The organism is Streptomyces sp. DH10 (assembly GCF_029813805.1).
GTDB classification, from domain to species: Bacteria; Actinomycetota; Actinomycetes; order Streptomycetales; family Streptomycetaceae; genus Streptomyces; species Streptomyces coeruleofuscus.
This window is the reverse complement of sequence record NZ_JARVKU010000013.1, coordinates 98,260-117,754: the sequence shown is the minus strand read 5'-3', so window position 1 is coordinate 117,754 and position 19,495 is coordinate 98,260. Positions and strand designations below refer to the sequence as shown.

The window sequence follows — 19,495 nt, the reverse complement described above, 5'->3', positions numbered from 1 at the left end:
GACGCCATGTCGGAAGCCGTCACACGCACCGTCACCACCCCGCCCGGCCTCCTTGCCTCCCTCGATCCGCTGCTGCGGGAGTGGCTGCCGCGACAGCGCTGGTTCGCGGGCAAGGGGCGTCCGGTCACCGGGTTCACGCTGGTCGATGCCACCGAGCTGCTCCCGGCCACGGGCAAGCTCGGCCTGTACCACCTGCTCGTCCGCGCCCACCAGCCGCTCGTGCCGTCCCATGGCGCGCCCGGCCATCCCGGCGACTGCTACCAGCTGCTGATAGGCGTGCGCGAGGCGCTGCCGCCTCGGCTGGCGCCCGCGCTGATCGGACACCTGTCGACGGGGCCGCTGGCCGGCCGGACGGCCTACGACGCCCTGCACGACGCCAGGCCCGCCGAGCTGCTCCTGGAGGCGCTGCGCACCCAGGCCAGGATCGGCGGGCTCCGCTTCGAGCGGGACCTCGACCAGGACATCCGCTCCGGTCTGGTACCGCGCGTGGTGACCGCGGAACAGTCCAACTCGTCGATCGTCTACGGAGATACGTTCATCCTGAAGCTGTTGCGCCGGATCGTGCCCGGGGTCAACCCGGACCTGGAGCTGCCGCTGGCGCTGGCGCGCGAGGGCTGCCCCCGGGTACCCGCGCCGACGGCCTGGATGGTCGCGGACGTCGACCCCACGGCGGACCCGGTGATCTCGGGAGGTCCGGCCGACCTGGCCGGCCAGCCGTACGTGCTGGGCGTGCTCCAGCCGTTCGTGCAGGGCGCCTCCGACGGCTGGGAGCTGGCGCTGCGCGAGCTGGCCAAGGGCGAGGACTTCGGCGCCGAGGCGCGGGCGCTGGGGCGGGCCACCGCCGAGGTGCACACCGCGCTGGCCCGGGCGCTGCCGACGGTCACGCTCGGTCACATGCAGCTCCAGCTCATGGTGGACGGCATGATCGAGCGGCTGGAGGCGGCCGTCCAGGCGGTGCCCGCGCTGCGGCCGTACGCCGGCGGACTGCGGTCGGCGTTCACGGCACTGGGGGATCTGGCCGCCGAGGGCCGCACCTGGACCGCGCAGCGCGTGCACGGCGATCTGCACCTCGGGCAGTGCCTGCGCTCGCCGGCCGGCGAGTGGAAGCTGATCGACTTCGAGGGCGAGCCGGCCCGGCCGCTGGCCGAGCGGCGCATGCCGCAGCCGGCGGTGCGGGACGTCGCCGGCATGCTGCGCTCCTTCGACTACGCGGCCCGCTCGGCGGATCCGCCGCAGCCGGACTGGGCCGAGACCTGCCGGTCCGCCTACTGCTCCGGGTACGCGGAGGCCTCCGGCCTCGATCCGCGCACCGACCCGGTGCTGCTGCGTGCCTACGAGACGGACAAGGCGATCTACGAGGTGGTGTACGAGGCCCGGCACCGCCCAGACTGGCTGCCGGTGCCCCTGGCCGCCATAGACCGGCTCTCCTCGTCCGGCCACCTGACCTGACCTGACTGACCCACCTGCGTCCTGGAGGATCCGCCCGTGACCCCCCGCCCTGAGTCCAGCGGTTCCCGTCCCAAGGGGACGGCCGGGGAGAAGATCCCCGAGCAGCCCACGGCCGCCCAGAAGAAGAGTGCCGCGAAGAAGACGGCGGTGCCGAAACAGGCGGCGGCCAAGAAGGCGACGGCCCCCGCGAAGAAGGCCGCCGTCAAGAAGACGGCCGCCACGCGGTCACCCGCGACGAAGGCCACGGCCAAGAAGGCGGCCCCGGCGAAGACGACCGCCAAGAAGGCCGTCGAGAAGAAGGCCGTCGCGAAGAAGGCGGCTCCTGAGAAGGCCACCGCGGCGAAGGCGACAGCCGAGAAGGTGGCGGCGACGAAGGCCACGACCGAGAAGACGACCGCGAAGAAGGCCACGGCCAAGAAGGCCACCGCCACCAAGGCGACGGCCACGAAGGCGGTTGCCAAGAAGGCGACAACCAAGAAGGCCGTCGCCAAGAAGGCCACGGCGACAAAGGCGGCAGCGACCAAGACCACCGCCGCCAAGACCACCGGCACCAAGGCCACCGCAGCCAAGCCCCCCGCGAAGAAAGCCACCACCAAGAAGGCTCCCGCCAAGAAGGCCACCACCAAGAAGGCCACCGCCGGGGACAACACCGCCGGGAACAGCACCGCAGCCCAGGCCCAGACCGTCCCGCCGGAGATGGAGCTCGCCGTCTCCCCCGCCGTCGGCTCGGCGGACCGGGACCGGCTGCTCAACGGCACTCATCACAACCCGCACTCCGTGCTCGGCGCACACCCCGTGCCCGGCGGGATCGCGTTCCGGGTGTTCCGGCCGTACGCCCTGTCGGTGACCGTCGTCGCCGGCGAGGTGCGCACGGAGTTGCAGAACGACGGGGACGGATTCTTCTCCGGTCTGCTGCCACTGCGGGAGGTTCCGGAGTACCGGCTGCTCGTGGAGTACGAGGGGACGGTCCTGGACACCGAGGACGCCTACCGTTTCCTGCCCACGCTGGGCGACCTCGACCTGCACCTGATCGGCGAGGGCCGGCACGAGGAGCTGTGGACGGCGCTGGGCGCGCACCCGATGACCCACCAGGGCGTGACCGGCACCCGGTTCTCGGTGTGGGCGCCGAACGCGCTCGGCGTGCGCGTGGCCGGCACCTTCAACTTCTGGGACGGCACCGGCCACGTCATGCGGTCGCTGGGCTCGTCGGGCGTGTGGGAACTGTTCCTGCCGGACATCGGTGAGGGCGAGCTGTACAAGTTCGAGATCACCCGCCCCGACGGCTCGAAGACGATGCGCGCCGACCCGATGGCCCGCCGCACGGAGGTGCCGCCCGCGACCTCGTCGGTCATCACGTCCTCGGGGTACGAGTGGAGCGACGCCGAGTGGCTGTCCCGGCGCGCGGAAGCACCGGCGCACGAGGCGCCGTTCTCGGTGTACGAGATGCACCTGCCGTCCTGGCGGCCGGGACTGACGTACCGTCAACTGGCCGAGCAGCTCCCGGGGTACGTGAAGAACCTGGGCTTCACGCACGTGGAGCTGATGCCGGTCGCCGAGCATCCGTTCGGCGGCTCCTGGGGCTACCAGGTCACCGGCTTCTTCGCGCCGACCGCGCGGCTGGGCACGCCCGACGACTTCCGGTACCTGGTGGACTCGCTGCACCGGGCCGGGATCGGTGTGCTGATGGACTGGGTGCCGGCGCACTTCCCGCGTGACGACTGGGCGCTGGCCGAGTTCGACGGCCGGCCCCTGTACGAGCACGCGGATCCGCTGCGGGCCGCGCATCCCGACTGGGGCACGCTGGAGTTCGACTACGGGCGCAACGAGGTGCGCAACTTCCTCGTCGCGAACGCCCTGTACTGGTGCGAGGAGTTCCACATCGACGGGCTGCGCGTGGACGCGGTGGCGTCGATGCTCTACCTCGACTACTCGCGCGAGCCCGGCCAGTGGACGCCCAACGAGCACGGCGGCCGGGAGAACCTGGACGCGGTGGCGTTCCTCCAGGAGATGAACGCGACGCTCTACCGCAGGGTGCCCGGCGTGGTCACGATCGCCGAGGAGTCGACCGCCTGGGACGGCGTCACCCGGGCCACCCACCACAAGGGCCCGAGCGGCTTCGGCGGGCTCGGGTTCGGGCTGAAGTGGAACATGGGCTGGATGCACGACTCGCTCCAGTACATGAGCCACGAGCCGGTGTACCGCAAGCACCACCACCACGAGATGACGTTCTCGATGGTGTACGCGTACAGCGAGAACTACGTCCTGCCCATCTCCCACGACGAGGTCGTGCACGGCAAGCGTTCCCTGGTGTCGAAGATGCCGGGCGACTGGTGGCAGCAGCGCGCCAACCACCGGGCGTACCTGGGCTTCATGTGGGCCCACCCCGGCAAGCAGTTGCTGTTCATGGGGCAGGAGTTCGCCCAGGGCGCCGAGTGGTCCGAGGCGCACGGCCCGGACTGGTGGCTCCTCGATCCGGGCTACGGGGCCGAGGCCGAGCACCGGGGCGTGCGCGACCTGGTCCGCGACCTCAACACCGTCTACCGCGCGACACCGGCGCTGTGGCGGCTCGACACGGACCCGGCCGGTTTCGAATGGGTGGTCGGGGACGCCGCCGACGACAACGTCCTGGCGTTCCTGAGGCTGGACCCGGAGGGCAACCCGCTGCTGTCGGTGTCCAACTTCGCGCCGGTCGTCCGCCCCGACTACCGCCTGGGCGTGCCCGAGGACGTCCCCGCCTGGCACGAGGCCGTCAACACCGACGCCGCCGCCTACGGCGGCAGCGACGTCACCAACCCCGACCCGGTCAAGCCGGAGGCCCAGCCGTGGCACGGCCGCCCGGCGAGCATCCGGCTGACCCTGCCGCCGCTGTCGACGGTGTGGCTGCGCCCGGCGTAGGCGGCCTGTGACGTTGCTGTTACGGGAGGTATGGCTTCCGTCACAGCCCGTCCGGTCCGGGCCTGGTGGGGTGGCGGCATGCGTGCCACCCCACTCACCCGCCGGCCCGGAAGGGGCTGAGGCCCGTGCTGGTGGGTCTCGGTGTCTCGGCGGCCTGCGCCCTCGCCGCGTTGATCGCCGCCGCGGGGACCGCCGCGATGGCGTTCCCCGGGCGGCCCGAGCCGTGGCCCGTGCATCTGATGCGCCGGGCGGCGGCGACGGCCGCGTGGGCGGCCGCGGCCGTGTACTGCCTGGGCTTCTTCACCGTGCTGGCGTCGGAGTCAGCCTTCAACGACGGGGCGAACTCGGTGCCGGCCCCGGCCTGCCGCGACGGTTTCGATCCGGCCACCATCCAGGGCCTGACCCACCACCGGTCCTCGTACCTGCCACTGCGCTTCGACTGCGTCCGCGACGACGGTTCCGTCTACGCGAGTGACTCCTCCTACGTGTGGATGAACTGGTCGAGCGCGTTCCTCGCCCTCTCCGCCGCCCTGCTCGCCATCGGCGCCGGATACGCGACGGAGTTCCGTGCCCGGAAGGCCGCGGCGACTCCATGACGCTGCTCCCGGTCTTCACCGGACTCGTGATCGGCTGGGTCGCGCTGCGCGGGCTGCTGGCGCATCCGCTGCTGCCGCTGTGGGTGCGGACCTCGGTGTTCTGGGCGGTTCCGCTCGGCGCCGTCACGTGGATGTACATCATGGCCGCGGACGACTACGTGCTGTTCCCCGATACGGCTCCCTGTCCCAGGGAGCCGTATCAGGAGGGCGTCATCGGCAGCGGCCGGGTGTCGGGCGTCTCCACGCCGTTTCCGCCGCGCGCCTACTGCGCGTGGGAGGACGGCACCGTCTACGACCTCGCCCCCGGGGCCGAGTTCCTGTTCTGGGTCTTCTTCGCCCTGACGGTCGTCCCCCTCGCGGCCGGACTGTGGCACGCCCTGCGGGATCCGAAGTCCCTGCTGCGGTAGGCGCGTTCCGCCAGGGGTTTACGCGAACGCCTCCGACAGGGACTCGGGCAGCTCCCCGGTGTGCAGCACCCCCAGTCGCTGGGTGGCACGGGTCAGGGCCACGTACAGGTCGCTCGTGCCGTACCGGCCGGGCTCGACCACGAGGACGGAGTCGAACTCCAGGCCCTTGGCCTGGCGCGGGTCGAGGAGCACGACCGACCGGGTGAGGTCGGGTTCGGTGCCCGCCGTCACGCCCTCCAGCCGGGCCGCGAGGCCGCGGTGGAGGTCGCGCGGCGCGATCACCGCGAGCCGCCCCTCGTCGGGGGTGAGCTCCCCGACCGCCTTGGCGACGGCGCCCGGGAGGTCGTCGGTGGCCCGCGCCCAGGGGCGCACGCCCGTGGAGCGGACCGAGCTCGGCGGCTCGAAGTCCGGCTGCTCCGCGCGGACCACGGCCGCGGCGACGTCCATGATCTCGGCCGGGGTGCGGTAGTTGACGCCCAGCCGGGTGTGCTCCCAGCGGTCCTCGACGTACGGGGCGAGGATGCCCGCCCAGGAGCCGACACCGGCCGCCTCCGCGGTCTGCGCGGGGTCGCCGACGAGGGTCATCGAGCGGGTGGGGCTGCGCCGCATCAGCAGCCGCCACGCCATCGGCGACAGTTCCTGGGCCTCGTCCACGATGATGTGCCCGAACGCCCAGGTGCGGTCGGCGGCGGCGCGCTCTGCGGCGCTGCGGTGGTCGTCCTCCTCGTGCCGTTCGGCGAACCGCTCGGCGTCGATGATGTCGTGCGCGGACAGCACCTCGGAGGACTCGGGGTCGTCCTCCTCCTTGTCCTCGAACTCGTACGTCCGGGACGCGTACGACACGTCCAGCACGCCCTGCGCGTAGGCGATCTGCCGTTCCCGCTCGCGCTGCGCGCGCTCCCGGGCCAGCCGGTCGTCCTCGCCGAGGAGTTCGGCGGCCTCGTCGAGCAGCGGCACGTCCGCGACGGTCCAGCGCCGGGTCACCGGGCGGCGTACGGCGGCGGCGTCCTCGGCGGGCAGGAACTCCTCGGGCGCGGCGAGGAAGTCGGCGACGAGCCGCTGCGGGGTCAGCAGCGGCCACAGCTGGTCGATGGCCGCCCAGACCTCGGGGTTCTCGGCGAGGTCGTCGCGGATCTGGGTGATGTCGCTGGGGTCGAGCAGGCTGGACCCGTCGAAGGGGTCGGTGCCGATCCGCTCGGCGTACAGCTCGGTGAGGGTGTTGAGGATGTGCCCCTCGAAGTGCTCGCGGGACGCGTTGTGCGGCAGCTTCGCGGCGCGGGTGCGCTCGCGGGCGACGCCGACGAGGCCGTCGTCGAGCATGAGCACCTCGCGCTCGTGCTCGATCGTGATCACCGGGTCGGGCAGCGCCTGCCGGCTGCGCACGACCTCGGCGAGGACGTCGGCCATCTCCGCGCGGCCCTTCACGGCGGCGGCCTCCGGCGTGTCGGTGGCGGTCGCCTTCACCCCGGGGTACAGCTCGCCGACGGTCGCGAGGAGCACGCCGGTCTCGCCGAGGGAGGGCAGCACCTCGCCGATGTAACCGAGGAACGCCGGGTTGGGGCCGACGATCAGCACCGCCCGCTTGGCGAGCAGTTCCCGGTGCTCGTACAGCAGATACGCGGCGCGGTGCAGGGCGACGGCCGTCTTGCCGGTGCCCGGGCCGCCCTCCACCACGAGCACGCCGCGGTGCGGGGCGCGGATGATGCGGTCCTGGTCGGCCTGGATGGTCTGCACGATGTCGCTCATCCGGCCGGTGCGCGCGGAGTTGAGCGCGGCGAGCAGCACGGCGTCGCCCGTCGGGTCCTCGTGGCCGGTGCGGGTGTCGTCGCCGAGGTCGAGGATCTCGTCGTGCAGGTGGGTGACCCGGCGGCCGTCGGTGGCGATGTGCCGCCGGCGCCTCAGCCCCATCGGGGTGTGGCCGGTGGCCAGGTAGAAGGGGCGGGCGACGTCGGCACGCCAGTCGATCAGGACCGGTGTGCGTTCGGCGTCGTCCCTGCGCAGGCCGATGCGGCCGATGTGGTGGGTGACACCCGAGGTGAGGTCGATCCGGCCGAAGCACAGGGAGCCGTCCACCGCGTTCAGCGCGGCGAGCAGCCCGGAGCGCTCGGCGACGAGGATGTCCCGCTCGAGTCTTGCCTGCATGGGGGTGTTGCCCTGCGCGAGCGCGTCCGTGACGGAGGTCTCGGCGTCGCCGCGCAGCGCGTCCACGCGCGCGTACAACCCGTCGATGAATTCCTGCTCGTGCCGCAATTCATCGTCCGGAAATTCGGTGTTTGACAATTCCGCTCCCGCCCGGATATACTGTGCTCACTGAACTTAACTGTGGCTTCAATCGACTTGAAGTCACGAACAGACAAATATACGCAAGGAAATCCCCCGGGCGCAATTGCTCGGGGGATTTCCTCGTTTCCGGGCGCGTCGCCTACAGCACGTCGGCCAGTTCCTCCAGCAGCCGCCGCTTGGCCCGCGCGCCCACCATCGCCTTCACCGGCTCACCGCCGCGGAACACCATGAACGTCGGCATCGACAGCACCTTGTAGGCGTTCGTGGTCTCCGGGTTGGAGTCCACATCGAGCTGCACCACCTTCAGCCGCTCGCCCTCCTCCGCGGCGAGGGCCTTCAGCACCGGCCCCATCTGCCGGCACGGCGGACACCAGTCGGCGGTGAACTCCACCAGCACCGGCAGGTCCGCGCCGATCACCTCCGCCTCGAAGTCCGCGTCCGTCACGTCGATCACCACGTGTGCCTCCCCAGCTCGCACCGCGGCTCCGGGCCTCCCGGAGCCTCCGCCTCGGCGGCCAGCTCGGCGCGCGCCAGCTGCCGGGCGACCGTCTCCCGCACGGCCGTCAGCTGGCCGATCAGGGAGTCGAGTTCGTCCAGCTTGCGCCGGTAGACCGCGAGCGAGGCCGGACATGTGTCGCCCTCGGGGTGCCCGGCCCGCAGACACTCCACGAAGGGCCGCGTCTCCTCCAGGTCGAACCCGAAGTCCTGCAACGTCCTGATCTGCTCCAGCAGCCTCAGATCGCACTCGTCGTACGTCCGGTACCCGTTGCCCTCACGCCGCGCGGGCAGCAGCCCCCGCGACTCGTAGTACCGCAGCGTCCGCGTCGTGGTCCCGGCCCGTGCGGCCAGCTCGCCGATTCGCATGCCGTCGAACGTAGTCCTTGACGCCGACGTCAAGGCAACAGCGGTTTCCGCTCCACCGGAGAGGTCAGCACGATCGACGTCGTCGTGCGGCCGAGCGCGGAGACCGCCTCCAGCACCTCCTCCAGGTGGACGGTGTCCCGGACGGCGGCCTTGAGGATCCAGCAGTCCTCCCCGACCACGTGGTGCACCTCGGTGATCTCGGGCCGCTCGATCAGCTCCAGGGTCCTGGGGTGCTTGAGGTTGTAGCCGCCGTGCGGGTCGACCCGGATGAACGCCTGGATGCCGTAGCCGAGCCTGGCCGGTACGACATGGGCGCCGTAGCCGCTGATGACGCCCGCCGCCTCCAGTCGTCGCACGCGCTCGGTGACCGCCGCCGGGCTGAGCCGGACCCGTCGGCCCAGCTCGCTGAGCTTGATCCGGCCGTCGGTCTGGAGCAGCTGGAGGATCTGCCGGTCCAGCGCGTCGAAGCCCACCGAGGTTTCGTCGGCGGCGGTGCGCGGATGCCGTGGTTCTTTCGGCGTTGCGGCCTGAACTCCCATGGTTCCCCCTTCAAGGCATGACTGTGCGCCAGGAGAATTATGGTCATGGAAAAGGCCCTGGAAGTCCTGGTCATCGGCGGGAACCGGTACGCCGGAAAGCGTCTGCTCGCACGGCTGCTCGCCGACGGGCACCGCGTCACCGTGTTGAACCGGGGGTCTTCCCCGCCGCCCGCGGGAGTGGAGCACGTGGTCGCCGACCGGGACGACGAGCGGTCCCTGACCGGCGCGCTCGGCTCGCGCGTCTTCGACGTCGTCGTCGACCAGGTCTGCTACACACCCCGCCAGGCGGCACTGGCCCGCCGCGTCTTCTCCGGCCGTACCCGCCGCTATGTGATGACCTCCACGGTCGAGGTGTACGAGTACGAGGACTCCCCCGCCCTCGTGCGCGAGGAGGCCGTCGACCCGGCCACGGTCACCGTGGATCTCGGGCTGCCCTGGGACGACCCGGCGTTCCTGGAGGCGAACTACGGCGAGGGCAAGCGGCAGGCCGAGGCGGTCCTCGCGGCCGGCGGCCCGGCGTTCCCGTATGCGGCGGTGCGGGTGGCCCATGTGCTGGGCGGGGCCGACGACTTCACCGGGCGGCTGGCCCACTACGCCGAGCGGATGCGCACGGGCGAGCCGATCGCCGTGCCGGTGGTGAACCGGCCCGCCACCTACGTCCACGTCGAGGAGATCGGACGGTTCCTCGCCTGGGCGGCGGGCGAGGACTTCACGGGGCCGGTGAACGCCGCCTCGCACGGGACGCTGACCACCGAGGAGTTGTGCGAGGCGGTGGCCGCGCGCGTTCCGGGCGGCCGGGCCGTGTTCCGGCCCGTCGAGGTCGGCGAGGTCTCGCCGTTCTCCTTCCGCCGGTCCTACGGCATGGACAACGGCCGGGCCGCCCGGCTCGGCTTCACCTTCGGCGACGCCCGGCAGTGGCTGCCGCGTGCCGTCGCCGAGACGCTCGGGAAGGGCGACTGACATGCGGTACAGGACACTGGGCGGGCTGCGGGTGAGCGCGATCGGGCTCGGCGCGATGCCGCTGTCCATCGAGGGCCGGCCGGACGAGGAGCGGGCGCTGGCCACCGTGCACGCCGCGCTCGACGCGGGCGTGACCCTCCTCGACACGGCCGACTCGTACCATCTGCCGGGCGCGGAGCCCGGCCACAACGAACGTCTGGTGGCCCGCGCGCTGGCCACGTACGGCGGTGACACCTCCGGCGTGCTGGTGGCGACGAAGGGCGGGCGTGGCCGCCCGGCCGGCGGCGACTGGACGGTGAACGGCTCCCCGCGCCACCTCAAGGCCGCCGCCGAGGCCTCCCGCAAGCGCCTCGGTGTGGAGGCGATCGGCCTCTACCAGCTCCACAAACCGGACCCCGACGTGCCCTTCGAGGAGTCGGCCGGCGCCCTGCGCGAGCTGCTCGACGCGGGCACGATCCGGCTGGCCGGGGTGTCCAACACGGACGCGGACCAGATCCGCCGGGCGCGGGAGATCCTCGGCGAGAAGCTGGTGTCGGTGCAGAACCGGTACTCCCCCGCCGTCCGGGACAGCGAGCCGGAGCTGCGGCTGTGCGCGGAACTGGGGCTGGCGTTCCTGCCGTGGAGCCCGCTGGGCGGGCTGGCCCGCAGTTCCCTGGACGGGCCGTCGCGCACCGAGGGCAGGGACCGCCTGGCCGCCTTCCACGAGGTCGCGGCGGACCGCGGTGTCAGCCCCCAGCAGGTCGGCCTGGCCTGGCTGCTGGCGCGGTCCCCCGCCGTCGTGCCGATCCCGGGGGCGAGCCGGCCGGAGACGGCCAGGGACTCGGCGGCCGCGGCGGACCTGCGGCTCAGCCCGGAGGAACGGGCACGCCTGGACGAGGCCGCCGGGCGCTGAGGCCGGTCACTCGAAGGGGTCGTCCAGCCCTTCCTCCTCGTCCTCGGCGCCCCGCACCCCCAGCAGTCGCCGGGTCAGCCGGTCGCGGTCGGAGAGGAGTTCGTCGAGGGCGGCGCGGACGTCCCGTGCCTCGGTGCGGGGCGACTCGCGCTCGGCGGCGATCAGCACGGACCGGCGGACGAGCTCCTTGGTGAAGGATGCCGTCGTGCCCTCCGTGCGGGCCACCACCTCGTCGGTGATGTCCTGGTCCAGGCCGAGGCCGGAACCGTACAGGCCGAGCAGACGGGCACGGCCGTCCGCGTCCGGCAGCGGGATCTCCACGGCGAGGTCGACGCGCCCGGGCCGCTGGGCGAGGGCCGGTTCCAGCAGGTCGGCGCGGTTGGTGGTGAGCAGGAAGGCGACGTCGGTGTCGTCGCCGAGGCCGTCCATCTCGTTCAGGATCTGGAAGAGCAGCGGCTGCTCGCCACCGCCGTAGTCGCGGGCCTCGGCGATCAGGTCGCAGTCCTCCAGGACGACCAGCGCGGGCTGGAGCATCCGGGCCAGGGCGCAGGCCGGGCCGATGGCCTCGATGCTCGTCCCGGACAGGACGACGACCGTGAACTCGGGCAGGTGGGACAGGAGGTAGCGGATGGTGTGGGTCTTGCCGGTGCCGGGCGGGCCGTACAGCAGCAGTCCCCGGCGCAGGTGCTGGCCGGCCGCGCGCAGTTGCTCCCGGCGCCGGGCCACGCCCACGACCTGCCGCTCCACCCGCTCCAGCAGCCCGTCGGGCAGCACGATGTCGTCCCGGGTGAGTCCGGGCCTGGGGTGGAAGCGGAACGGTCCGAGGCCGGTGCCGAACTCCGAGCCCTCGAAGGACAGGATCTGCCCCCGGAAGATGTTGAGCTCGCGCACGAGCACGTCGATCTCGGCGAGCAGCCGGTCGGCGAACTCCTTATCCCCGGCCAGCACCTCGATCTCCACCTTGTTGCGGCCGTACTCGTCCTGCGGCCCGCGCAGCAGCACGGCGAACCGCTCCTCGCCCTCGGCCCCGAGGTAGAAGCCGCAGGAGACGCAGGCGAGTTCGGCGTCGGGCGAGACCGGCAGCTGGGCGTAGTCGACGGCCCCGACGGTGAAGCGGCCGTACCGGTCGGCCGCTTCGAGTATGTCGCCGAGCGTGAGGTCACCGTGGTGCTGCGCCCCGCGCATGCCGATGAGCTCGAACGACCGCCCCTCCCCCGCGAACCAGCGCTCCAGCGCGAGATGCACGTTGGGCAGGTCGTAGGGGGGATAGGCCACCTTGACCACGGGCCGCTCCCCGGCGTGGGCACCCAGATGCTCCCGGAGCCGTCCGGACAGATCACGAGCGCCGTCGCGGTCCTGCCGCCCGGGCCGGGCCACCGCCATCAGGAACTCCTGGAACAGCTCACCGACCTGCTCCATGGACAACGGAGACGCTTCCCGCTGCGCCCCGTACCGGGCCCGGTACTCGTTCGAGCTCAGGATCTCGACCTCGCCCGCTTCCCCCATGCGTCCCTCCGTAGGTCAGGCCTCTTCTCGGGGCGCGGGACTAACCGACGGACTCCAACTCCCTGTCCTCGGCGCCTTCGTCCGCGGGCTTCCCCTTGCGCGGCAGCAACACGGCCACGACCACCGTACCGACACCCAGGATCACGGCCCCGATCAAACTGGTGTGCGCGACCGCGTCCGCGAAGGAGGACCCCACCGCGTCGGCCATCTGCCGGGCCCCGTCGGCCAGTTGTCCGGCCTGCGCCCGCAGCCGCTCCGCCTGCTGCGGGTCGCTCGTGTGCGCCGCCTGCTCGGTAAGCTGCCGGGCCCGGTCCCCCATGCCCTGCGCCACGGCGTACCCGGCTCCGACGGAGTCCTGGGCCGTCTCCAGGGAGGAGCCGGGGAGCCGGCTGCCGGCCGTCGCGTCCGAGAGGTGCCCGGAGTACGACGTCGCCAGCAGCGAGCCGAGGATGGCGATGCCGAGCGAGCCGCCGAGCTCCAGCGACGTGTCGTTCACCGCGCCGCCCACGCCCAGCTCGGACTCCGGGAACGCCCCCATGATCGCGTCCGTGCAGGGCGACAGCGCCAGCCCGATCGCGAGGCCGAGCACGATCAGGGGCGCGACGAAGTCGCCGTACGACGACCCGGAGTCGACCTGGGTGAGCAGGGCGAGGGCCGCCGTACCGCCGACCATGCCGGCCGTGACGGTCCACTTCATGCCGACCCGCGGGGTGAGGTAGCCGGTGAGCGCGGAGCCCACGAAGACGGCACCGGCCAGCGGGAGCATGCGCAGGCCCGTGTCCAGGGCGTCGTAGCCGAGGACGAACTGGAGGTGCTGGGTCAGGTAGTAGAAGGCGCCGAAGACGGCCAGGAAGAACAGGGCGACGGCGAGGTTGGAGCCCGCGAAGCCGCGGTCGGTGAAGCGGCGCACGTCGAGGACGGGACGCGGGTGGCGCAGCTCCCAGAGCACGAAGGCCACGAGCGCGACGACCGCGACGACCGCCGCCGTGACCGCCTTGGCGCCCCAGCCGAAGTGCGGACCTTCGATGATCATGTAGACGAGTGCGCCGATCCACACCACCGACAGCAGTCCGCCGCCGTAGTCGATGCGCCCGTGGTGGCCGGCCTTGGACGGCGGCACGAGGACGAGCGCGCCGACGATGGCCAGGGCGGCGACGGGCACGTTGATGAGGAACGTCGACGACCAGCCGTGGTGCTCCAGCAGCGCCCCGGCGACGAGCGGACCGGCCGCGATGGCGAGTCCGGCCGTGGCGGTCCACAGGGTGATGGCCTTGGCGCGTTCGGCGCGCGGGAAGGTCGCCGCGAGCAGGGACAGCGTGGCGGGCATGATCATCGCGGCGCCGGCGCCCATCACGGCACGCGCCGCGATCACCGCGTCGGCACTTCCGGCGAGGTAGCCGGAGACCGCACCGCCGGCGAACACGACCAGCCCGAGGACGAGCGCGCCCCGGCGGCTGTACTTGTCGCCTATCGCGCCGAGCAGCAGCATCAGCGCGGCGTACGGGACGGTGTAGCCGTCGATCACCCACTGGAGGTCGGCGCTGGACAGGCCGAGGTCCTCGGTCATGTCGGGCGCGGCGACGGTGAGGGCGGTGTTCGCCATCACGATGATCAGCAGGCTCAGGCAGAGCACGAGGAGCGCCCACCAGCGCCGGGCGTAGGGGCGGTCCATCCTCTCGGCCGGTTCGGTCATGACGAGTCGCATGGCAGGGGTCGCCTTCCTCACTGACTTGCACAGGGGTGTGCATTTGCACAACGCTGTGCAATGTACGTCGTTGCACACTGCTGTGCAAATCGATGAGGGAAGGGGCACAATGGCGTCCATGACCACGGGCACCACCAGCCGCGCCGACGCCAACCGGCGCCGCATCCTCGACGTCGCCCTCGGCGAGCTGCTGCGCGACCCCGACGCGTCCATGGACCAGATCGCACGCGCCGCGGGCGTCGTACGGCGGACGGTGTACGGGCACTTCCCGAGCCGCGAGGCGCTGATCAGCACGCTCGTCGACGAGGCGGTCCAGGCCCTGTCGGCCGCGCACGCGGCGGGCCGCGAGGGCGTGCAGGACCCGGCGGAGTCCGTGGCCCGCTCGGTGCTGGCGGTGTGGGAGCTCGCCGACCGCTACCGGCTGCTGATCGCGCTCGCCCAGCGCACGGTCACCATGCAGGGCATCAGGGAGCGGCTCACCCCGGTCCGGGAGGCCGCCACCGAGGTGCTCCGGCGCGGCCTCGACGAGGGCGTCTTCAGCTCACCGCTGCCCGCACCGGCCCTGGCCTACGTGCACGAGCAGATTCTGGTCGCGCTGATGGAGGCGGTGAACGACGGACTCGTGGCAGCGCGAGAGGCGGGCCGCTGCGCCGCGGTCACGGTGCTGACCGCGGCGGGCGTGCCCGCCTCCAAGGCCACCGAGCTGGTGGCGAAGCTGAACGATTGATCTTGTCTGCGTACTGGTCTTCTCTGCGTACGGTCTTCTCTGCGTACGAACCGGGCGGCTGAGCGACGGGGGGACACTCAGCCGCCCGGAGTCTCGCGGGGCGCGGCGCGGGGCCGTCAGGCCTTCGCCAGCTCCTTCTCGCCGCCCTGCTCGGGCACCTCGACGTGGTCCTCGGCCGGTCCGCCGTGGCCGTCGTCCAGCAGCGTCTCCTCGTCGAAGGGCAGCTGACCGGCGAGGACCTGGTTCACGCGGTCCTTGTCGATCTCCTTCGTCCAGGTACCGATCAGCACGGTGGCCACGGCGTTGCCGGCGAAGTTGGTCAGCGCACGGGCCTCGCTCATGAAGCGGTCGATGCCGACGATGAGACCGATGCCGTCCACCAGGGCCGGCTTGTGCGACTGGAGACCGCCGGCCAGCGTCGCGAGGCCCGCGCCGGTGACACCGGCGGCGCCCTTGGAGGCGACCAGCAGGAAGAGCAGCAGCGGGATCTGCTCGCCGATCGACATCGGCGTGCCCATCGCGTCGGCGATGAACAGGGACGCCATGGTCATGTAGATCATGGTGCCGTCGAGGTTGAAGGAGTAGCCGGTCGGGACCGTGATGCCGACCACCGGCTTGCTGACGCCCAGGTGCTCCATCTTCGCGATGAGCCGCGGCAGCGCGGACTCGGAGGAGGAGGTGGACAGGATCAGCAGGAACTCACGGCCCAGGTACTTGAACAGCGTGAGGATGTTCAGGCCGGAGATCACGCGCAGCAGGATGCCGAGCACGATGAAGACGAAGAGGAAGCAGGTGACGTAGAAGCCGAGCATCAGCACGGCGAGGCTCTTGAGCGCGTCCAGGCCGGCGGAGCCGGTGACGGCGGCGATGGCACCGAAGGCACCGATCGGGGCGGCCCACATCACCATGGCGAGGACGCGGAAGACGAGCCGCTGGATGTGCCCGATACCACGCAGGATCGGCTCGCCGGCCGAACCCATGGCCTGCAGCGCGAAGCCGGCCAGCAGGGCGATCAGCAGGGTCTGCAGGACCGACTCCGAGGTGAAGGCGGACACCATCGTGGTCGGGATGATGCCGAGCAGGAACTCGGTGGTGCTCTTGCCGGCCTCGGGGTCGATCTGGGCGTGACCGGCGTCCTTGACCGCGTCGGTCACCGCGAGGCCGGTGCCCGGCTCCAGGATGTTGCCGACGACCAGGCCGATGCCCAGCGCGACCAGCGACATCACCATGAAGTAGCCCAGGGCGATACCGCCGACGGCACCGACCTTGGCGGCCTTCCGGACCGAGCCGATGCCCAGCACGATCGTGCAGAAGATGATCGGCGAGATCATCATCTTGATCAGGGCCACGAAGCCGGTGCCGATGGGCTTCAGCCCGACCGCGAAGTCGGGTGCGGCCAGTCCCACCGCGATACCGGCTGCGACTGCGATGATCACCGCGATGTAGAGATAGTGCGTGCGGTCCCGCTTGGCTTTTGGTGCGGCAGGTGCCGTATCGGCTGCGCTGGTCACGGCGGCCCTCCTTGACGACGTCGTCGGCATCACCGGCGTGCGGCTCACGTCCGGGAAGAGGGAGCGGGGGCTCCCGGAGATGCGTATTGGGGAATGCCGTGACTATGTCCTGCTCTGTGAGCGCGGTCACCCTTCCGTTCATTTAGTTCACAATCAGCCACGGTGCAGACTGACGGCATGCGCTTCTCCGTACCCGGTCCCCGCAGTCTGGCGGGCCAGCTCTTCGCCATGCAGGCCGTCCTGATAGCGGTCGTCGTGGCCGGATACGCGCTGTTCACTTACATCAGCGACCGCAGCCAGGCCGAAGAGGCGGCGCGGCGCCAGGCCAGGGCGGTGGCGCGCTCCGTCGCCGACTCCCCTTCCGTGCTGGAGGCGGCCCGCACCTCCGACCCGACCGCCGAGCTCCAGCCGTACGCGCTGAAGGTCATGCGGGACACCGAGGTCGACTTCATAACGATCATGAACCCGCGGGGCATCCGCTGGACGCACCCCGACCCGGACCAGATCGGCCAGCCCTTCCGGGGCCACACCGCGAAGGCCCTGAAGGGCGAGACCTTCGACGAGACCTACACCGGCACGCTCGGCCCCTCGGTCCGCGCGGTCACCCCGATCCAGGACGGCAAGGAGATCGTGGGCCTGGTCAGCGCGGGTATCCGGGTCGAGGAGATCACCCAGCGGGTACAGGACCAGCTGACGGCCCTGCTCGGCGTCGCGGCCGGCGCGCTGGTCCTGGGCGCCGTCGGCACCTACGTCATCAACGCCCGGCTGCGCCGCCACACCCACGGCATGAACGCGGCCCAGCTCAGCCGGATGCACGACTACCACCAGGCCGCCCTGCACGCCGTGCGCGAAGGGCTGCTGATGCTGGACGGGCAGTACCGTGTGGCGCTGATCAACGACGGGGGGCGCGAGTTGCTCGGCGTGGCAGGGGACGTGGTGGGCAGGTCGGTGGCGGAGCTGGGGCTGCCCGCCCCGCTGACGGGCGCGCTGCTGGCCTCGGAGCCGCGGGTGGACGAGGTGCATCTGACGGCGTCGCGGGTACTGGTGATCAACACCTCGCCGGTGTCGGGCGGAGAGCGGCGCGGTACGGTCGTCACCCTGCGCGATGTCACCGAACTCCAGTCCCTGATGGGCGAGTTGGACTCCGAGCGGGGCTTCACGCAGGCGCTGCGCTCCCAGGCGCACGAGGCGGCGAACCGGCTCCACACGGTCGTCTCGCTGATCGAGCTGGGCCGGGCGGAGGAGGCGGTGGAGTTCGCGACGGCCGAGCTGGAGCTGGCGCAGGCGTTGACCGACCAGGTCGTGGCGGCGGTGAGCGAGCCGGTGCTGGCGGCGCTGCTGCTGGGCAAGACGGCCCAGGCGAACGAGCGGGGCGTGGAGCTGATGGTGTCGGAGGACAGCAGCCTGGACGACGGCCTGCTGCCGGAGTCCCTCCCGTCGCGGGACCTGGTGACCATCCTGGGCAATCTGATCGACAACGCCGTGGACGCGGCACAGGGCAGCGTGCGGGCACGGGTGACGGTGGCGGCGTACACCCAGGAGACCGAGGACCCCGAGGCCCTCGATGACGCCCCGGAGCTGGTCCTGAGGGTCTCGGACACCGGCCCGGGCGTGGACCCTGAGCACGCCGAGGCCGTCTTCCAGCGGGGCTTCTCGACCAAGCCGGCGGGTCCGGGCGGCCGGGGCCTGGGGCTGGCCCTGGTACGTCAGGCGGTGCAGCGGCACGAGGGCACGCTGTCGGTGTCGGAGGCCGACGGGGGCGGGGCACAGTTCGAGGTACGGCTGCCGCTGCGGGAGTCGGGGGCGGTGGCCGAGGGCGTGACATCCAGGACCTCGGTGTCCAGAGGCGCTGGAGGCTACGCATGACGAGCGACACCACCCCCGAGAGGGACATCCGCGTCCTGGTCGTGGAGGACGACCCGGTCGCCGCGGACGCGCACGTGATGTACGTCGGCCGGGTCCCGGGTTTCGTCGCCGTGGGCAAGGCGCACACGGGCGCGGAGGCGCGCCGGGCCCTGGAGCGCACGCCCGTCGACCTGCTCCTGCTCGACCTGCACCTGCCGGACGTCCACGGACTGCAACTGGCACGGTCGCTCCGGACGGCCGGGCACCACGCGGACGTGATCGCGGTGACGTCGGCGCGCGATCTGGCGGTCGTGCGCGAGGGTGTCTCGCTCGGAGTCGTGCAGTACGTCCTGAAGCCGTTCACCTTCGCGACCCTGCGGGACCGCCTCGTGCGGTACGCCGAGTTCCACGCGGCGGTCGGCGAGGCGAGCGGGCAGGACGAGGTGGACCGGGCGCTGGCGGCCCTGCGCGCCCCGGGCCCGGCCGCCCTGCCGAAGGGGCTGAGCGCGCCGACGCTGGAGCGGGTGACGGTGGCCCTGCGCGACAGCGCGGAGGGCCTCACGGCCGCCGGTGTGGCGGAGACCGTGGGCATCTCCCGCATCACGGCCCGCCGTTACCTGGAACACCTGGTGGACGCGACGAGCGCCGAGCGGAAGCCGGTTTACGGGCAGGTGGGGAGGCCGGAGCTGGTCTATCGGTGGGTGCGGAGCGAACACAAGTAGGGAGCGTCAGCGGCGCGTGCGCGCAGACCTCGTGTACATCACGACCTGCACTCCGAGCCCCGCCACGGCAAGCGCCTCCAGCACCGACAGCACGACGAGCAACCCGCCTGCGTCCCCGCTCGCCCAGAAGACGACCAGCGCCGCCAGCGGTATCGCACAGAATGCCGTCAGGTCGACCACGGTCTGAATCGCCTTGCGGGACCGGCGTCGGGTGTCACTCCGGTGGTACGCCTCCCATCCGAAGGTCGCGAAGCCACCACCGTGCGCGGCGAGTTCAGCCAACCGGGGGCCCAGATCGTCCCGGACGTAGTAGCCGATCGCCGAGATCTTCTCGTCGTTGACGAGGTAGGTCCACCCCAGGACGACGCCCACCGGCGGCAACGCCAGCAGCATCGAGGGCTGCTTGGCCTGGGCCGTGGCCGCGATGACGGCGGCGACGACCCCGAGGGTGACGTACAGCAGGTTGTCGCGGAAGCCGATCCGCGCCTTCTGCTCGTCCTTCACGCTCTGATACTCGGCGAGGAGTAGTTGGCCGACGGTGATGTCGTCTCGGTCTGACACTTCCTCGTCCCCCCGGGCGCTCCTCGTTCGGTG

The 19,495-nt window shown here is 71.8% G+C and carries 17 protein-coding genes; 9 read left to right on the top strand and 8 right to left on the bottom strand.

All coding sequences use genetic code 11. The features are described 5' to 3' along the window. Window positions 1–6: 6 nt before the first annotated feature. The 4 genes from QC385_RS25910 to QC385_RS25895 all read left to right on the top strand — a co-directional run bounded on the left by QC385_RS25910 (window position 7) and on the right by QC385_RS25895 (window position 5,347). Window positions 7–1,449 (top strand): maltokinase N-terminal cap-like domain-containing protein, encoded by a 1,443-nt coding sequence (locus QC385_RS25910; protein ID WP_279543755.1) that lies wholly within the window; start codon window positions 7–9, stop codon window positions 1,447–1,449. Window positions 1,450–1,485: 36 nt separating this feature from the next. Beyond that, complete coding sequence (gene glgB / locus QC385_RS25905; RefSeq protein ID WP_279543754.1) at window positions 1,486–4,344, top strand: 1,4-alpha-glucan branching enzyme; 2,859 nt, start codon at window positions 1,486–1,488, stop codon at window positions 4,342–4,344. Between the two features lie 125 nt (window positions 4,345–4,469). After that, window positions 4,470–4,940 (top strand): hypothetical protein, encoded by a 471-nt coding sequence (locus tag QC385_RS25900; RefSeq protein ID WP_279543753.1) that lies wholly within the window; start codon window positions 4,470–4,472, stop codon window positions 4,938–4,940. Beyond that, window positions 4,937–5,347, top strand: a complete 411-nt coding sequence (locus QC385_RS25895; protein ID WP_279543752.1) for a hypothetical protein — start codon at window positions 4,937–4,939, stop codon at window positions 5,345–5,347. Before QC385_RS25900 ends, QC385_RS25895 begins: the two co-directional genes overlap by 4 nt. A gap of 18 nt (window positions 5,348–5,365) precedes the next feature. On the opposite strand, the gene QC385_RS25890 is transcribed toward QC385_RS25895, so the two are convergent. From QC385_RS25890 to QC385_RS25875, 4 genes are all read right to left on the bottom strand, one after another. Beyond that, on the bottom strand, window positions 5,366–7,597 hold the full coding sequence (locus QC385_RS25890; RefSeq protein WP_279543878.1) for a HelD family protein: 2,232 nt from the start codon (window positions 7,595–7,597) through the stop codon (window positions 5,366–5,368). 172 nt (window positions 7,598–7,769) lie between these two features. After that, on the bottom strand, window positions 7,770–8,084 hold the full coding sequence (locus tag QC385_RS25885; RefSeq protein WP_279543877.1) for a thioredoxin family protein: 315 nt from the start codon (window positions 8,082–8,084) through the stop codon (window positions 7,770–7,772). Beyond that, the gene (locus tag QC385_RS25880; RefSeq protein WP_279543750.1) at window positions 8,081–8,494 is read right to left on the bottom strand and encodes a MerR family transcriptional regulator; all 414 of its coding nucleotides are present in this window, start codon (window positions 8,492–8,494) and stop codon (window positions 8,081–8,083) included. The genes QC385_RS25885 and QC385_RS25880 overlap by 4 nt, the downstream gene beginning before the upstream one ends. Window positions 8,495–8,523: 29 nt before the next feature. Continuing rightward, entirely contained in the window at window positions 8,524–9,033 is a 510-nt protein-coding gene (locus tag QC385_RS25875) for an Lrp/AsnC family transcriptional regulator (RefSeq protein WP_279543749.1), read from the bottom strand. 45 nt (window positions 9,034–9,078) lie between these two features. Between QC385_RS25875 and QC385_RS25870 the strand changes: the two genes are divergently transcribed. Then, complete coding sequence (locus QC385_RS25870; protein WP_279543748.1) at window positions 9,079–9,993, top strand: NAD-dependent epimerase/dehydratase family protein; 915 nt, start codon at window positions 9,079–9,081, stop codon at window positions 9,991–9,993. A gap of 1 nt (window position 9,994) precedes the next feature. Then, on the top strand, window positions 9,995–10,885 hold the full coding sequence (locus QC385_RS25865) for an aldo/keto reductase (protein ID WP_279543747.1): 891 nt from the start codon (window positions 9,995–9,997) through the stop codon (window positions 10,883–10,885). Window positions 10,886–10,891: 6 nt separating this feature from the next. On the opposite strand, the gene QC385_RS25860 is transcribed toward QC385_RS25865, so the two are convergent. Together QC385_RS25860 and QC385_RS25855 are read right to left on the bottom strand one after the other, a co-directional pair. Continuing rightward, a complete protein-coding gene (locus QC385_RS25860; protein ID WP_279543746.1) occupies window positions 10,892–12,391 on the bottom strand; it encodes an ATP-binding protein in 1,500 nt (499 codons plus the stop codon). A 40-nt stretch (window positions 12,392–12,431) separates the two neighbouring features. Further along, the gene (locus QC385_RS25855; protein ID WP_279543745.1) at window positions 12,432–14,096 is read right to left on the bottom strand and encodes a DHA2 family efflux MFS transporter permease subunit; all 1,665 of its coding nucleotides are present in this window, start codon (window positions 14,094–14,096) and stop codon (window positions 12,432–12,434) included. Between the two features lie 109 nt (window positions 14,097–14,205). Here QC385_RS25855 and QC385_RS25850 point away from each other — a divergent pair, with 109 nt between their 5' ends. Continuing rightward, entirely contained in the window at window positions 14,206–14,823 is a 618-nt protein-coding gene (locus tag QC385_RS25850; RefSeq protein ID WP_279543744.1) for a TetR/AcrR family transcriptional regulator, read from the top strand. 116 nt (window positions 14,824–14,939) lie between these two features. Here QC385_RS25850 and QC385_RS25845 read toward each other — a convergent pair whose 3' ends face one another. Then, the gene (locus QC385_RS25845) at window positions 14,940–16,334 is read right to left on the bottom strand and encodes a cation:dicarboxylate symporter family transporter (RefSeq protein ID WP_279543742.1); all 1,395 of its coding nucleotides are present in this window, start codon (window positions 16,332–16,334) and stop codon (window positions 14,940–14,942) included. A gap of 177 nt (window positions 16,335–16,511) precedes the next feature. Here QC385_RS25845 and QC385_RS25840 point away from each other — a divergent pair, with 177 nt between their 5' ends. Together QC385_RS25840 and QC385_RS25835 are read left to right on the top strand one after the other, a co-directional pair. Then, window positions 16,512–18,200, top strand: coding sequence for a sensor histidine kinase (locus tag QC385_RS25840; protein ID WP_279543741.1), 1,689 nt, complete (start codon window positions 16,512–16,514; stop codon window positions 18,198–18,200). Continuing rightward, entirely contained in the window at window positions 18,197–18,901 is a 705-nt protein-coding gene (locus tag QC385_RS25835) for a response regulator (RefSeq protein ID WP_279543740.1), read from the top strand. The genes QC385_RS25840 and QC385_RS25835 overlap by 4 nt, the downstream gene beginning before the upstream one ends. A 6-nt stretch (window positions 18,902–18,907) precedes the next feature. Here QC385_RS25835 and QC385_RS25830 read toward each other — a convergent pair whose 3' ends face one another. Next, window positions 18,908–19,462 carry a hypothetical protein gene (locus QC385_RS25830; protein ID WP_279543739.1) on the bottom strand — a complete coding sequence of 185 codons (555 nt, stop codon included), beginning with the start codon at window positions 19,460–19,462 and terminating at the stop codon, window positions 18,908–18,910. Between the last annotated feature and the right edge of the window lie 33 nt (window positions 19,463–19,495).